Genomic DNA, 14,329 nt, shown 5'->3' on the forward strand with positions numbered 1-14,329 from the left:
CTTAGATGTCAAGAGCAGTAAAAAGGTTGCATGATTTTTTTATTTTTTTGTTGAGTAGTTGAGACGTTAAATAGTTAAGTAGGGGATTAGTTAATTAGCCGATTAGCCAATTGGTGAATTAGCCAATGAAGCATGGGCGTGAAGTAGAGAAATTGTGGAGTGGTTGAGACGTTAAATAGCTAAGTAGTGGGTTGGTTAATTATTCATTAGTGTTTATTTAAGGCATTATTTATAGGAGCTCCCTCGAGTCTTTGGGGTCGGTTAGTTTGATAATGTTGGTACGAATAACTAATAACCAACAACGAATAACTAATAACCAACAACGAATAACTAATAACTTGCAACCCACAACTAATAACCGACAACTAACAACAATTTATTAAGTTTGCGAAGCACTTGAACAAAAAGAAACACAAACAATTGGAAAACACACTTATAATAAGCGAAACCAGCCTACGTGAATTTACTGAACAAGTATTCTTAACGATCGGTTGTACGGCAGCGCATGCTAAACTGGCTGCGGATGTGCTGATTGCAGCCGATCTACGCGGCATTGATTCCCACGGGACGGCACGACTAAGCGGATATGTTCGGCTGTGGCAAAAAGGCAGACTAAATCCTTCACCGGAGATACGGATTATACATGAAACGCCCACTACGGCTACCGTAGATGGGGATCGCGGTTTAGGTTTGGTAGTAGCACCTTATGCCATGGAAATTGCCATCAAAAAAGCTAAAGACTATGGCTCCGGGTGGGTCGCTGTACGCAACTCCAATCATTTCGGCATTGCCGGTTATCATGCCTTATTAGCTGTTAAACAAGATATGATCGGTTATGCCATGACCAATGCCAGTCCGCTAGTAACCCCCACTTTCAGCAAAGAGCGGATGTTAGGGACCAACCCCATGTGTTATGCATTTCCGGCAGGAGCGTATCCGCCGGTAGTTGTAGATATGGCGACATCCGCTGCTGCTAACGGTAAACTTGAAATTGCTCAGCGCAATGGATATTCTATTCCTGACGGATGGGTACAAACGAAAGACGGCACTCCTTCGGTAAATCCGCACGAGCTTAAATCCGGAGGGGCCTTACTTCCTTTGGGAGGTGACCGAGCACATGGTAGTCACAAAGGATTTGGACTTAGCGCCACGGTTGACATTCTAAGTGCCGTGCTTTCGGGCGCTAATTATGGCCCTTGGGCACCGCCTTTTGTTGCTTATTTAGAGCCTCATCCTCAACCCGTAGGAGAAGGTTTGGGACATTTTTTAGGCGCATTGAGAGCCGATGGTTTCCGTCCTCTTGACGATTTTAAACAGCATATGGATAATTGGATTCATCGGTTTAAAAACGCAGAACCCATTGACAAAAGTCAGCCTGTCATTATTCCCGGTGAACCCGAGCGGGCTGCAACCATAGAAAGAAAAGCAAATGGCATCCCTGTTGTTAAAAGTGTATTTGATGATTTACTAAAGCTAGCGAATGACCTTAGTTTACCATCACCGAACATAGCATGACGTTTTTGGCATTAATTCTGAAACCTACAGGTTGGCTTTATGTCCTTATAAAAGCAAACTTATTTGAAAATGTTTTGTTGAAAAGCAACAACATGCTTAAACACTAAAACATAAAAAACATCAATGATTATTAAAACGAGTAAAAACATTAAATCCCTTTTAACACTCAGTACAGGTCTTTTTTTATTAGCAATTACAAGCAGCTGCCATTCCGGTTCCTCCAACGCAGAAGATGAAAGCAACAAGCGATTAAGTCTTCCGGTTTTTATGGTTGACACCGGTACGGCTTTAACAGAACGAGATTATCTCGGAACCATCGAAGGAAAAGTAAATGTAGAAATCCGTCCACAGGTTGAGGGCATTCTAGAAAAAATATATGTTGATGAAGGTGCCTACGTGAAACAGGGACAAAATCTTTTTAAAATCAACGAACAACCTTATTTGGAGGCGCTCAAAAATGCCATTGCAGAAGAAACAGTTGAAAAGGCTAAAGAAAAAAATGCCCGTTTGGAAGTCGAGAGCCTCAAACCTTTGGTAGAAAACGATGTAATATCAGACGTTCAGCTCCGTACGGCACAAGCGAACAACGAGGTTGCTAAAGCCTCGGTAGCAAAAGCGGCAACGGCAGTAGCTACTGCCAAGATAAATCTTGGCTTCACCAATATTAAAGCTCCCTCGAGCGGATACATAGGCAGAATTCCCAAACGCATCGGAAACTTGGTTACCAAAGGAGACTCCCAGCCGCTCACGGTACTTTCGGATACTCGCGAAGTGTATGTCTATTTCTCGATGAGCGAGGCAGATTTCCTACATTTCACCAAAGGTGGACGATCAAACGACTCGTCTGCTAACAATGACATGTTAATTCCCTACGTTCGCCTTATGTTGGCCGACGGTACCGAATATGCGGAGAAAGGGATTGTAGATGCGATTGATGGTCAAGTAAACCGAACAACGGGGGCCATCTCCTTACGGGCTTCTTTCGCCAATCCGCATGATGTTCTCAGACAAGGGAATACCGGTACCCTTAAGATGGAAGAAAAGAAACCCGGCGTCTTGTTGATGCCTCAAGTAGCTGCCGTTGAATTACAAGACAAAACCTTTGTATATATTGTAACGCCGGATAACAAGGTAAAGATGCGTGCCGTCATTCTTGATGGAGTCAGCGGCCCTAACTATATTGTTAAAGATGGACTAAGGCCGGGCGACCGCGTCGTACTGTCAGGCTTTGACAAATTGGAAGACGGCCTAGCCATTAATCCACAACTACAAAATCCCAAACGCAGTTAAAATCCCCATGTTAAAGTAAATACCTATTAACTCCATTAGCGAGAGGAAAAAACTATGTTAAAAACCGTCATAAGCAGACCCGTCCTTGCTACCGTCATATCCATCTTATTGGTCATGTTGGGCATTGTCGGCATGCTGCAATTACCTGTCACACGTTTTCCCGAAATTGCCCCTCCGAGCGTGAGCGTTACTTTATCTTATCCCGGAGCCAATGCTGAAACGGTGGCGCAGAGTGTCTTACTACCTATTGAAGAAGCTATTAACGGGGTCGACAATATGACCTATATACGATCTACCGCCAGTAATACCGGTTCCGGCAGTATCAATATTTTCTTCAAAGCAGGCACCAATCCCGATCAAGCGGCCGTTAATGTCCAGACGCGTGTTTCAAAGGCCGCCAGCCAAATTCCCGCAGAAGTAAACGAAGCGGGCATCAGTGTTATGCCCAAGCAGAATGGTGTCATCATGACTATGAATATTTTCAGTAATCACCCTGATACGGTTTATGATGAAACCTTCCTGCAAGCCTATGCGCAAATTAATATTAACCGCGAGTTATTACGCGTCCCAGGTGTTGCCGCCATCAGTCGAATTGGAGCTAGAGATTATTCCATGCGTACATGGCTTAATCCGGAAAAATTGGCTGTTTACGGCTTGGTACCTCAAGATGTCATCGATGCCATCAAGAGTCAAAACTTTGAAATCGCCCCGGGAAAATTCGGTGAAGCATCCGATGAGGTTTTCGAAACCGTTTTGAAACATCGCGGTCGTTTCAGTAATCCGGAGGATTATGAAAATCTAGTTATTCGGACCAACGAAGACGGTTCTGTGCTCTACCTTAAAGATGTCGCTCGTATCGAATTCGGTGCTTCTAATGTGGGATCGGACAACAAAGTAAACGGCTTCCCGGGGTTAACGATCAACGTAGTCCAAACGAGTGGCTCGAATGCCGTGGAAATCGATGGACAAATACGAAAGGTGATGGAAAAGTTACAGCGATCTTTTCCCGAGGGTATCAAATATGAAATCACGTATAGTGTTCGTGATCAAATAGACGAGTCGATCAGTCAGGTGAAACACACCTTATTCGAAGCCTTTTTCTTGGTGTTTGTCATTGTCTTTATATTCCTGCAAGATTTTCGTTCCACATTGATTCCGGCAATCGCCATCCCGGTATCGTTGGTAGGAACTTTTTTCTTCCTACTTCTATTTGGCTTTTCCATCAACGTTTTAACCATGTTTGCGCTCGTTTTAGCCATTGGTATTGTGGTAGATGATGCCATTGTTGTCGTAGAAGCGGTTCATCAAAAAATGGAACGTACCGGATTATCTCCGCGGAAAGCAACACTTTCTGCGATGAGCGAAATTACCGGCGCCATCTTATCGATTACCATGGTAATGGCGGCAGTATTCCTTCCTGTCGGTTTCATGGAAGGTCCGTCCGGCCTATTTTATAAACAGTTTGCCTATACGCTAGCTACTGCTATCTTGATTTCGGCGCTCAATGCATTAACATTAAGTCCTGCACTATGCGCTTTGTTGTTGAGAAACAACCACCATGATGATAAGGAAAAGGAGTTAAAAGGAAGCAAATTGTCCAAATATTCGAGGCGGTTTTTTGATGGATTTAATGTTGCGTTTGATACACTTACCAATAAGTATATACGCTCTTTAAATTTCCTGCTGCGTAAGAAATGGCTTACCCTGGCCCTGTTAGCCTTGCTTTCCGCAGCCGGTATTTTTTTGATGAATAGAACACCGTCAAGCTTTATCCCCACAGAAGACGACAGTTTTGTTACCTTTTCTATGTCTATGCCTCCTGGGGCTTCTTTAGCGAGAACGACAGAAGTATTACAGCGAGCCGACAGCATAGTGAGAAAACGCGAGCAGATTTCAGGCATGACGACTATTTCCGGTTACAATGCCATTGACGCCACGGCCAGCCCGGCCTTTGCGGTAGGCTATATCAATCTAAAAGACCATAAGGAACGAGGAGAGATAAAAGACATTAACGCTTTTATGGATAGTATCCGTCAGGATCTTTCTCAGATTAGCGAAGCCACTTTTAGCGTTTATCCACGTCCTACGGTACAAGGGTTTGGTGATTTTAGTGGCTTAGAGTTCGTATTACAAGACCGCCTCGGTGGTACTTTTGCATCGTTCAGCAAGGTGGCGAACAATTTTATTCAAGAACTGCAAAAAAGACCTGAAATTGAAACAGCATTTACGCCGTTTAAAGCCAATTTCCCACAATATCAGCTAGAGGTCGATTTTGTAAAAGCACAGGCCCTAGGTGTCACCGCAAAGGATCTGATGACAACCATACGAGGCTATTACGGCCGGGTACAAGCTGGCGATTTCAGTCGCTTTGGCAGACAATATCGTATCTACATGCAGGCAGACGCCCGATTTACCAATGACCCGGAGTCTTTTAAATCGATTTTCGTCCGTAATAAAAACGGTGACATGGTACCAGCCAATACCTTGGTAAAACTGCGGAAAGTCTTTGGTCCGGAAACCGTCAATCGTTATAACTTATTTAATGCTATTGCTATCAATGCGACACCAGCGGCAGGCCATAGTTCCGGTGACGCGATGAAAGCTGTCGATGAGGTGGCGGAAAAGGTGTTGACAGCAAACTATAGCTATGAATGGACCGGCATGAGTTTGGAAGAGCGACAAAGTGGTGGACAAACCATTCTAATCTTTACGTTAAGTATTCTCTTTGTCTATTTCTTACTGGCAGCACAATACGAAAGCTATATTTTACCTTTCGCCATTTTACTTTCGGTTCCGGTTGGTCTCGTAGGGGTTTATACAGCTGTCAATCTGGTCGGACTCGAAAACAACATATATGTTCAGGTTGGCCTTATCATGCTTATAGGACTACTGGCGAAAAACGCCATTCTCATTGTGGAATTTGCCGTTCAACAACGTAAATCCGGTTTGTCGATTTACGATGCCGCGATTGAAGGAGCCCGCTTACGATTGAGACCGATTCTAATGACTTCACTGGCTTTCGTTGCGGGCTTGATTCCTTTGATGTGGACGGTCGGACCGTCGGCACAAGGTAATCATTCAATCAGTATCGGTGCAGCAGGCGGTATGTTATTCGGCGTAACAGTTGGTGTATTTGTTATCCCCGTTCTTTATATGGTTTTTCAGCATTTTGATGAAAAGGTAAAATCCAAAATGATTCAGGAAGAAGATGATTAAAAAAAATATAAAAACAAGGCACTTCGGCTCAATAGCACTTTTGACGATATTCCTTAGTCTATTACTTAATGCTTGTAAAGTAGGGAAAGATTATAAGCGGCCGCATTTGAACCTTCCCAAAAAATATCGAGATGAAATCAGTCCCGCCGATTCGGTCGGAATAGGCAACATCTATTGGCGCGAATTCTTTGTCGATACTACACTTCGTAAAATTATTGACACGGCCCTTGTGAGTAACTACGATATGCGGAAAGCTCTGAAAAACATTCAGATTGCTAACCAACGTGTTTTCCAGGCACGTGCAGAATTTCTTCCCGACATCAATGCTACCTTGGGAAGCGTCAATAGGCAATACCGATCCAAAAACTTCTATTCTAATCCCTCCTCGAAATATTACGAAACGAAGGGTAAAGAAGCTCCGGAAACCTTATTTGATTATACCATGCAGCATATGAGCAGTATTGGACTCAGCTGGGAGCTGGACATTTGGGGTAAAATTCGGCGCTTGAATGAGCGGACCCTAGCGGAGTATCTGCAAACGTATGAGGCTCGTAAACTCTTACAAACGCAATTGGTTGCCAATATCGCGGAAGGCTATTACAACTTATTGATGTTGGATGCTCAATTGGAAGTAGCCCGTCGAAACCTGCGGTTGACTGATAGTACGTTACGCATTGTCAAATTGCAACGGGATGCAGGTCAGGTAACCTCGCTCGCTATCCAGCAAACCGAGTCGCAACGTTTAGCAGCTCAATCGCTTATTCCGCAATTGGAGCGTCAGGTAGTCATTCAAGAAAATAGCTTGCGAGCTTTATCCGGTGAATTGCCCGATAGTATTCCACGAGATGCCTCCTTGACTGATTTTTTGATCGAAGATTCTGTTACGGCCAGTGTTCCGCTATACATGGTGAGTCACCGACCCGACGTACGTGCCTCTGAGCTCGCGCTACGTGCTGCTAATGCAAATGTCGGCGTCACACAGGCCTATCGTTATCCGGCGCTGACCATAGAAGCCGAAGGCGGGGTAAACAGTATGTTATCCAAAAATTGGTTTAAAATTCCCGGCTCTCTATTTGGGGGTATAATAGGGAGTTTGACAGCTCCTGTCTTTAATAAACGCAAAATTAAAACGGACATCGAAGTTGCCAAACTCGAACGGGATAAGGCCGAACTGGATTTTCAACAGGTTGTATTGGATGCCATTAATGAAATTACCAATACGTTGATAACCTTTAAAAAATTGCAGGAAGAGTATGAAATTGCTGAAAATCGAGTAAAGGTTGCTCAACTAGGTATTAAACAAGCGGGATTATTATTTAAAGCAGGTTATGCTACTTATCTGGAAGTCATTACGGCGCAACAGAATGCGATTGACAGTGAACTGGAATTAGTAAGCCTTAAACAACAATTATTGCTGGCTAGAGTTGAGTTGTATAGAGCATTGGGTGGAGGGGCGTAGTGTTAGTTATTGGTTGTTAGTTATTGGTTATTGGTTGTTAGTTATTGGTTATTAGTTGTCCGTTGTGAGCAGAGGCACTCCTAAGGGCTAGGTTAGTTGTTGGTTATTCGTTGTTGGTTGTTCGTACCAACATTATCACATTAATTAACCGACTCCGAAGACTCGGGAGAGCTCATGCCCGTCCCGAGTCTTTCAGGGAATGCCTTTAAATAAACATTAATGAATAATTGGCTAATCGGCTAATTAACTAACCGAGCATAGCGAGCTCATGAATGCCTTAAAGTGAACACGAATGAATAATTCCCTACTCAACAACTTAACTACTCTCAACGAATAACTAAAATTAATGGATTCCCATAAAAATACGATTCCATCTGATCTTGTCAAAGAAAGATCCTTTGTCATCTAAACTAAGCCATACAAAAAGGGCCTTACCAACAATATGATCTTCCGGCACAAATCCCCAAAATCTCGAATCCAATGAATTATGGCGATTGTCCCCCATCATCCAATAATAATTCATTTTGAAGGTATAACTCGTTGCTTTAGCACCATCAATATAATAACCATCCCCTTTTTTCTCAAACGTGTGGCCTTCATATACCGTAATAGCACGTTCGTAAATTGGCACGGTCTGTTCATTCAATTGAACCGTCCAACCTTGATGCGGCACAATGACCGGCCCATAATTATCTCTGTTCCAATCTGACCCTTGGGGAAAAATATCCTGTGTAGGTTCAGGGGTTCCCTTCGGATAAATAAGCGGTTTAATTTCCTTCACGTTTGCCCATCCTTTGATTGTATTTGCCAACGAAGGTGTCAGATAGAAAACGTACTGGTTCGCTTGCCCCGTTGATCCACCGTCGATCCGCATATCGTTAATGCGGTCTAGATTAATATCGGTACCATCCGTGGTCACCTCGTACATAAGTTGACCTTCCACGGGCGTTATGCCCTGTTTTCCATTAACATAAACCTGTGCATTTACAATGGAAATGGTATCACCCGGTATACCGATCGCACGCTTTATATAATTTTCCCGTTTATCCACCGGTCTATTAAAAGGTGCATCAGCCTCCATCGGATAATTAAATACCACTACGTCATTACGTTTGATTTTCTGCAAGCCCGGTAATCGACGATAATCCATTTCCAAACCGTCCCAATAGGCCTTCGTGCCCGTTATTGGCATGGTGTGATGAGCAAAAGGAAAAGCAATCGGCGTCATCGGAAGACGTGGTCCATAGTTTATTTTACTAACAAAAAGAAAATCCCCGGTAAGTAAGCTCCGTTCCATAGAGCCGGAGGGAATCATGTAAGCTTCAATTAAAAAAGTCCTGATCAACGTTGCGGCGACAACTGCAAAGACGATGGCGTCAGCCCATTCCCGGGTCGCAGACTTTTTGTAAGGATACTTCTTCTTAAATTCTTCTGTAGCAGAAGCTCCCCAATAGGTAACCGTTTTATCAGCGCCCCATAAGGGGAAGACGATAAAAGGTACGATAATGGTCCCCACTTGATCGAGAAAAGAACGCCGACCAAAACATCGAACAAAATCTATGTACAGCCCGATACCGATGAAAAGATTGATGATAGGGACTACTAGCAAAATCACCCACCACCATGGTCTTCCGGTAAGTTTAGTAATAATATATTCACGATAGAAAGGAATCAGTGATTCCCATCCGGGCCTTCCTGCTTTCACAAAAAGTAACCATAAACCGATCTGCGTGCCCAGAAAAAATACTACCAAAAAAGCTGTTAACATGCCTTATAAAGTAAAAATTAAAAAGTAAAAATTAAAAAGCCTGCCTCCCGTAGGGATGGTCAAAACCCCGGAGGGCTCATTGATGCCTTAAGAAACAAATAAGATATCAATAATTAAAAAAGTAATCAGCGTTCGGAAGTCGGCTTTCAGCTTGTTCTAAAAGAAAGCTGATTTCTGACCGCAGACAGCTACCCAAAATCAAACATATCCGTAACAGCATAGAAGCCTTTCTTACCTTGCAACCACTCCGCGGCGATGACCGCACCTAAAGCAAAGCCTGCACGGCTATGTGCTGTGTGTTTAAATTCAATCTGATCCACCTCCGAACTGTACAATACCGTGTGGGTGCCGGGTACTTCCTCAATCCGATGCGATTCGATCAATAACTGATTTTTCTTCGGTATGATTTCGTCGCCTTCTCCGACCAGGTTGTTTACCCATTCATCCTTATCATCGTTATGTTCCAAAATACCTTCTGCTATCGTAATGGCCGTACCGCTTGGGGAGTCCAGTTTATGAGTATGATGGATTTCCTCTACTTGGACGTCATATTGTTTATAAGGACTCATAGCTTTAGCCAATAACTTATTGATATGAAAGAACACATTAACACCAATACTGAAGTTAGACCCGTAAAGTAAGGATTTGTTACCTGCTTTACATTTTTCTTCAATTTCCGCCAGGTGACTATACCAGCCCGTTGTTCCCACAACCATGGGCGTATCTGCTTCAAAACAAAGATTTATGTTTTGAAGGGCCCCATGTGGCGTACTGAAATCAATGGCAACATCAATGTCAGAAAAATCGTCCGCTATGATCTCATGTCGATTATTCTCATCAATAATCAATGCCACCGTATGACCTCGTTCAGAAGCAATTTTTTCTATGATACGGCCCATTTTACCGTAACCAATCAAGGCTATGTTCATTATATTTTGCTATGTGTTTAGGTTTGCAATATACGATTTTACTTAAAACTCCTAAATGTAGTAAATTTTGTCACTTAATCGAAAAGGTTGCTTTTAGCCCCACTACCGGAGTCGAACGATAAGCCAACATACCGGGAGCTTGCATCAGGGTAGGACGAATATTAAAAGTGAGGTCGTCACTCATATCATAGCGTTTAAATTTCGCATCGATGTAAGCGTCGATTACGTTCAGTGCATACCATCCAACGGTAAGCAGAATGGTTAAATCTCGGTTTCGTCGATAAAAATCTTTCGCCCCGATAAGCCATTCAGTTGTCACGTAGTCAGGATATTTTGGATTCTGGCTGAGCCCCTGGTTGGCTAGACGGAAGCGAACCTCCTCTAAGGTCTCACTGTAGTTATTCTGTGCAAATACAAACGAATAACCTAAGCCTCCGAAACCTGCCCAGATGATCGGAGCTTTTACATAGCCCCAACCACGATTAAACAATTGCCCCCATCCCGGCAAAATAAGTGATCGGCGAACTGCCTTTTTCGTCAAAGCTTCTAATGCTAAACGAGCGGAATCTTTGTAAACGACCGGCTTCTGCTCTTCCTCTTTTTGTTCCCGTCTTTTCCGTTCCTTTTTCGGCACATTAGCGGTATCAGTCATATTGAAACGATCTTTACTGATATCATTAGGTGTTCTAATACTATCGGGCACCTGTGCTAGCACACAAGAGCAGGCCATCACAAAAAAAACAAGTAAAGAGAGAAACCGAAATGTTGTCATTACCAATCTAATAACTCCAGAATCCGACTAAGATCATCTTCCGACATAAATGGAATCTCAATCGTACCTTTTCCACCCTTACTTTTTACGTTGAGCTTTACTTTAGTAGAAAATTTGGAGGCCAGGTCATCCTGGATCTTTTGAAACTCAAACGACAGCGGCTTCTCTTTAGTATCAGGCTTCGCTTTATTCTTGTAAGTACTGTCGTTAACGAGCCTCACCAGCTCCTCAACTTTCCGTACAGATAATCCTTTTTCAATAATTTCCTGAAAAATATACAGTTGTTTATCGACATCGGCGACATTGATTAAGGCACGGGCATGCCCCATACTCAATTTTCCATCGCGGATAGATGCCTGAATAGCCGGTGGTAATTTTAGTAAACGAAGATAGTTGGTAACCGTTGATCTGTTTTTACTTACCCGATCACCTAACTCTTCCTGCTTTAGGTTACACTCGTCAATCATGCGCTGAAAACTTAAGGCAACCTCTATTGCATTTAGATTCTCGCGTTGTATATTTTCGATGAGTGCCATTTCCAACATCTGTTGGTCATTAGCTGTTCTTATGTATGCCGGAATCTCTGTCAGTCCTGCAATCCTAGATGCTCTTAAGCGTCGTTCGCCGGAAATCAACTGATAATTCCCATTTCCCATTTTGCGTACGGTAATGGGTTGAATCAGACCTTGTAATTTAATTGAATCAGCAAGCTCATTTAAGGCTTCTGCATCAAAATCTGTCCTTGGCTGGAAAGGGTTTACTTCTATCGCATCAATTTTAATCTGGCTAATTGATCCCGGCGGCACATCCTTCCCTATTCCCACTGCGGTTGACTGCTGACTGGCTGCTGTTTGCTTTACCACTTCGTCTGTATCATTCAGCAATGCACTTAAGCCTTTTCCTAAACCTGTTTTTCGCTGTTGCGCCATTATATTTTTGCCTCCTCTTGCTCTTTCTGTAAACCGTTTTTAATTAAAATCTCTCTCGCCAAATTTAGATAGTTAATGGCTCCTTTTGAGTTGGCATCGTGCATGATCACGGAAATACCAAAGCTCGGAGCTTCACTTAAACGCGTATTTCGTTGGATAATGGTATTAAAAACCAGGTCGTTAAAATGTGAGCGCACTTCCTCAACTACCTGATTGGATAAACGCAAACGAACATCGTACATGGTTAGCAAGATGCCTTCAATCTCGAGATTGGTATTCAAGCGGTTTTGAACAATTTTAATGGTGTTTAGCAACTTGCCTAGTCCTTCCAACGCAAAGTATTCGCATTGAACAGGGATGATCACGGAGTTTGCCGCTGTTAATGCGTTAATGGTAATTAATCCGAGAGAGGGCGAACAATCGATGATAATAAAGTCATAGTCGTCACTTACCTGCTTCAATACGGACCGCATTTTATACTCACGATCATTGAGATTGATCATCTCAATCTCAGCCCCTACAAGATCAATATGTGCAGGGAGCAGATCCAGATTAGGTGTTTCGGTTTTTTGGATAGCCTCTCTGGGATCTAAATCATTAATAATACATTCGTATACACTCGATTTGATAGCCCTTGGATCGAAACCGATACCGGAGGTCGAATTTGCCTGAGGATCCGCATCCACCAAAAGTGTTCGGTACTCCAATACGGCAAGACTCGCTGCTAAATTAATCGAGGATGTGGTCTTACCCACTCCTCCTTTTTGATTGGCTAACGCTATGATTTTACCCATTGTAATTTATAAGTCCTAAGTAAAAAATATTCGCCTAATGGTTTCCCGCTTTCAATCCGTCATAATCCATTAAACTAGGATGTCTTCTTAATATTGCCTTAATGGAGCATTTTCTCCGAAAAAAATTGATTCGGTTTCCCCAAAAAAAGCGCACCCTTTTCTTCTCTCCTTGTTTAAAAATGCGTTTATTTAGTATCTTCGCAGTTTTTAAACACCTTAAACAAGGTTGCTAAGATACAAATTTTACACAGCTTAAAAACCAGAAGGGGTTTAGATTTTACACATATTATTAACAATGATCACAATTATAGCCGGCACCAATCGCAAAGACAGCTACTCGCTAAAAGTAGCGAACTATTACTACAGACAACTTGGCAAAAAAGGTTATGGGTCCGAGATCATGTCACTCGAATCACTGCCGGATAATTTTATTGTTAGTGATCTTTACGGGGCGAGAAGTGACGCATTTCAACCCATACAAGACAGGATCAGCGCCACAACAAAATTTATTTTTGTTATTCCGGAATACAACGGGAGCTTTCCAGGTGTCTTGAAAACTTTTATCGACAGTTGTTTATTTCCGGACAGCTTCGTTGGAAAGAAGGCAGCACTGGTAGGAATCAGCTCCGGCAGATATGGCAATATCCGTGGGATCGAGCACTTCACGGGTGTTTGTCATTACCTTAATCTTCATACACTTCCTTTACGCATTCACATCCCCTATATCAAGCAAGAGCTGAATGAAGAAATGGATTTTTTTAAAGAAGATACACTTCACTTCACGAATCAGCAAATTACGGAATTTATAGCGTTTTAATATTTACGACGCAATCACCACTTTAATTCCCTTTTTTTCCAAGAGTTTAACCATGCTCGACGGAATCCCCTCATCGGTGACGATGTAAGCGATATCACTGAGTTCGCAAATCTTACCAATCCCTCTTTTTCCAAATTTTGTACTATCGGCCAAAACTGCCACCTGCTGGGCCGCACGTATCATTTTTTGGTTCAGGCCCGTTTCCGCCAAGTTACTAATGGATAAACCGAAATCTATATCGATTCCGTCAACCCCCAGGAATAACATACCACAAGAAATCGTTTCCAATATATATTCCGCATGCGCCCCGGCAACAGAAGAAGAACTTGGCCTCACCAAGCCACCCAATTGAAGGACCTCAATATTATTTCTTCCACTTAATTCGAAGGCCACTTTAATCGCAGGTGTTATAACCGTAATCGGATGGTTTGGCTGCAATGCCTTTGCTAATTCGAACACGGTTGTACCCGATCCGATCATGATGGAATCATTTTGTCCAATCAACGATAAAGATGCTTTCGCAATCTTTTGCTTTTTATCCGGATTAATCAACGCCTTCTCCACAATTGGACGATCATTCGCATACGGATTGGTTAATGAAGCCCCTCCTCGAGTACAAAACAACAAGTTCTTATCCTCCAAAAATTTCAAATCTTTTCTTATCGTAACCCCCGAAACTTTTGTCATCTCTACCAATTCCGGAATGGTTGCGCTTCCATTTGCTTTGATCAGCTTGATGATTGCCTCATGTCTTTTGGTAATATTCCTCATAATCACGGATTCTACTGCAATAGTACTTATTATTTCTTAAATATCATACCACACCAAATATGTTTCATT

Annotated in this window: 11 protein-coding genes; 5 read left to right on the top strand and 6 right to left on the bottom strand. The window is 42.7% G+C overall.

Annotation, left to right across the window (positions count from 1 at the left end; all coding sequences use genetic code 11):
• Positions 1-396 precede the first annotated feature (396 nt).
• The 4 genes from E0E36_RS27195 to E0E36_RS27210 all read left to right on the top strand — a co-directional run bounded on the left by E0E36_RS27195 (position 397) and on the right by E0E36_RS27210 (position 7,480).
• The gene (locus E0E36_RS27195; RefSeq protein ID WP_130858551.1) at positions 397-1,515 is read left to right on the top strand and encodes an Ldh family oxidoreductase; all 1,119 of its coding nucleotides are present in this window, start codon (positions 397-399) and stop codon (positions 1,513-1,515) included.
• A gap of 123 nt (positions 1,516-1,638) precedes the next feature.
• Complete coding sequence (locus tag E0E36_RS27200; protein WP_130858552.1) at positions 1,639-2,805, top strand: efflux RND transporter periplasmic adaptor subunit; 1,167 nt, start codon at positions 1,639-1,641, stop codon at positions 2,803-2,805.
• Positions 2,806-2,859: 54 nt separating this feature from the next.
• Positions 2,860-6,021, top strand: coding sequence for an efflux RND transporter permease subunit (locus E0E36_RS27205; RefSeq protein ID WP_013663733.1), 3,162 nt, complete (start codon positions 2,860-2,862; stop codon positions 6,019-6,021).
• Entirely contained in the window at positions 6,014-7,480 is a 1,467-nt protein-coding gene (locus E0E36_RS27210) for an efflux transporter outer membrane subunit (protein ID WP_130858553.1), read from the top strand. Before E0E36_RS27205 ends, E0E36_RS27210 begins: the two co-directional genes overlap by 8 nt.
• Before the next feature lie 343 nt (positions 7,481-7,823).
• Here the strand turns inward: E0E36_RS27210 and lepB are convergent, their stop codons facing one another.
• The 5 genes from lepB to E0E36_RS27235 all read right to left on the bottom strand — a co-directional run bounded on the left by lepB (position 7,824) and on the right by E0E36_RS27235 (position 12,672).
• Positions 7,824-9,248 carry a signal peptidase I gene (lepB, locus tag E0E36_RS27215; RefSeq protein ID WP_130858554.1) on the bottom strand — a complete coding sequence of 475 codons (1,425 nt, stop codon included), beginning with the start codon at positions 9,246-9,248 and terminating at the stop codon, positions 7,824-7,826.
• A gap of 188 nt (positions 9,249-9,436) precedes the next feature.
• Positions 9,437-10,177 carry a 4-hydroxy-tetrahydrodipicolinate reductase gene (gene dapB / locus E0E36_RS27220; protein WP_130858555.1) on the bottom strand — a complete coding sequence of 247 codons (741 nt, stop codon included), beginning with the start codon at positions 10,175-10,177 and terminating at the stop codon, positions 9,437-9,439.
• Between the two features lie 70 nt (positions 10,178-10,247).
• Positions 10,248-10,949 carry a DUF5683 domain-containing protein gene (locus E0E36_RS27225; RefSeq protein ID WP_013663737.1) on the bottom strand — a complete coding sequence of 234 codons (702 nt, stop codon included), beginning with the start codon at positions 10,947-10,949 and terminating at the stop codon, positions 10,248-10,250.
• Complete coding sequence (locus tag E0E36_RS27230) at positions 10,949-11,878, bottom strand: ParB/RepB/Spo0J family partition protein (RefSeq protein ID WP_013663738.1); 930 nt, start codon at positions 11,876-11,878, stop codon at positions 10,949-10,951. The genes E0E36_RS27225 and E0E36_RS27230 overlap by 1 nt, the downstream gene beginning before the upstream one ends.
• Complete coding sequence (locus E0E36_RS27235; protein ID WP_013663739.1) at positions 11,878-12,672, bottom strand: ParA family protein; 795 nt, start codon at positions 12,670-12,672, stop codon at positions 11,878-11,880. The genes E0E36_RS27230 and E0E36_RS27235 overlap by 1 nt, the downstream gene beginning before the upstream one ends.
• 295 nt (positions 12,673-12,967) lie before the next feature.
• Between E0E36_RS27235 and E0E36_RS27240 the strand changes: the two genes are divergently transcribed.
• Positions 12,968-13,489, top strand: coding sequence for an NADPH-dependent FMN reductase (locus tag E0E36_RS27240; RefSeq protein WP_013663740.1), 522 nt, complete (start codon positions 12,968-12,970; stop codon positions 13,487-13,489).
• 3 nt (positions 13,490-13,492) lie between these two features.
• On the opposite strand, the gene E0E36_RS27245 is transcribed toward E0E36_RS27240, so the two are convergent.
• A complete protein-coding gene (locus tag E0E36_RS27245) occupies positions 13,493-14,260 on the bottom strand; it encodes a DeoR/GlpR family DNA-binding transcription regulator (protein WP_013663741.1) in 768 nt (255 codons plus the stop codon).
• Positions 14,261-14,329: the final 69 nt, after the last annotated feature.

It is taken from the genome of Olivibacter jilunii (assembly GCF_900607235.1).
Taxonomy (GTDB): domain Bacteria; phylum Bacteroidota; class Bacteroidia; order Sphingobacteriales; family Sphingobacteriaceae; genus Olivibacter; species Olivibacter oleidegradans.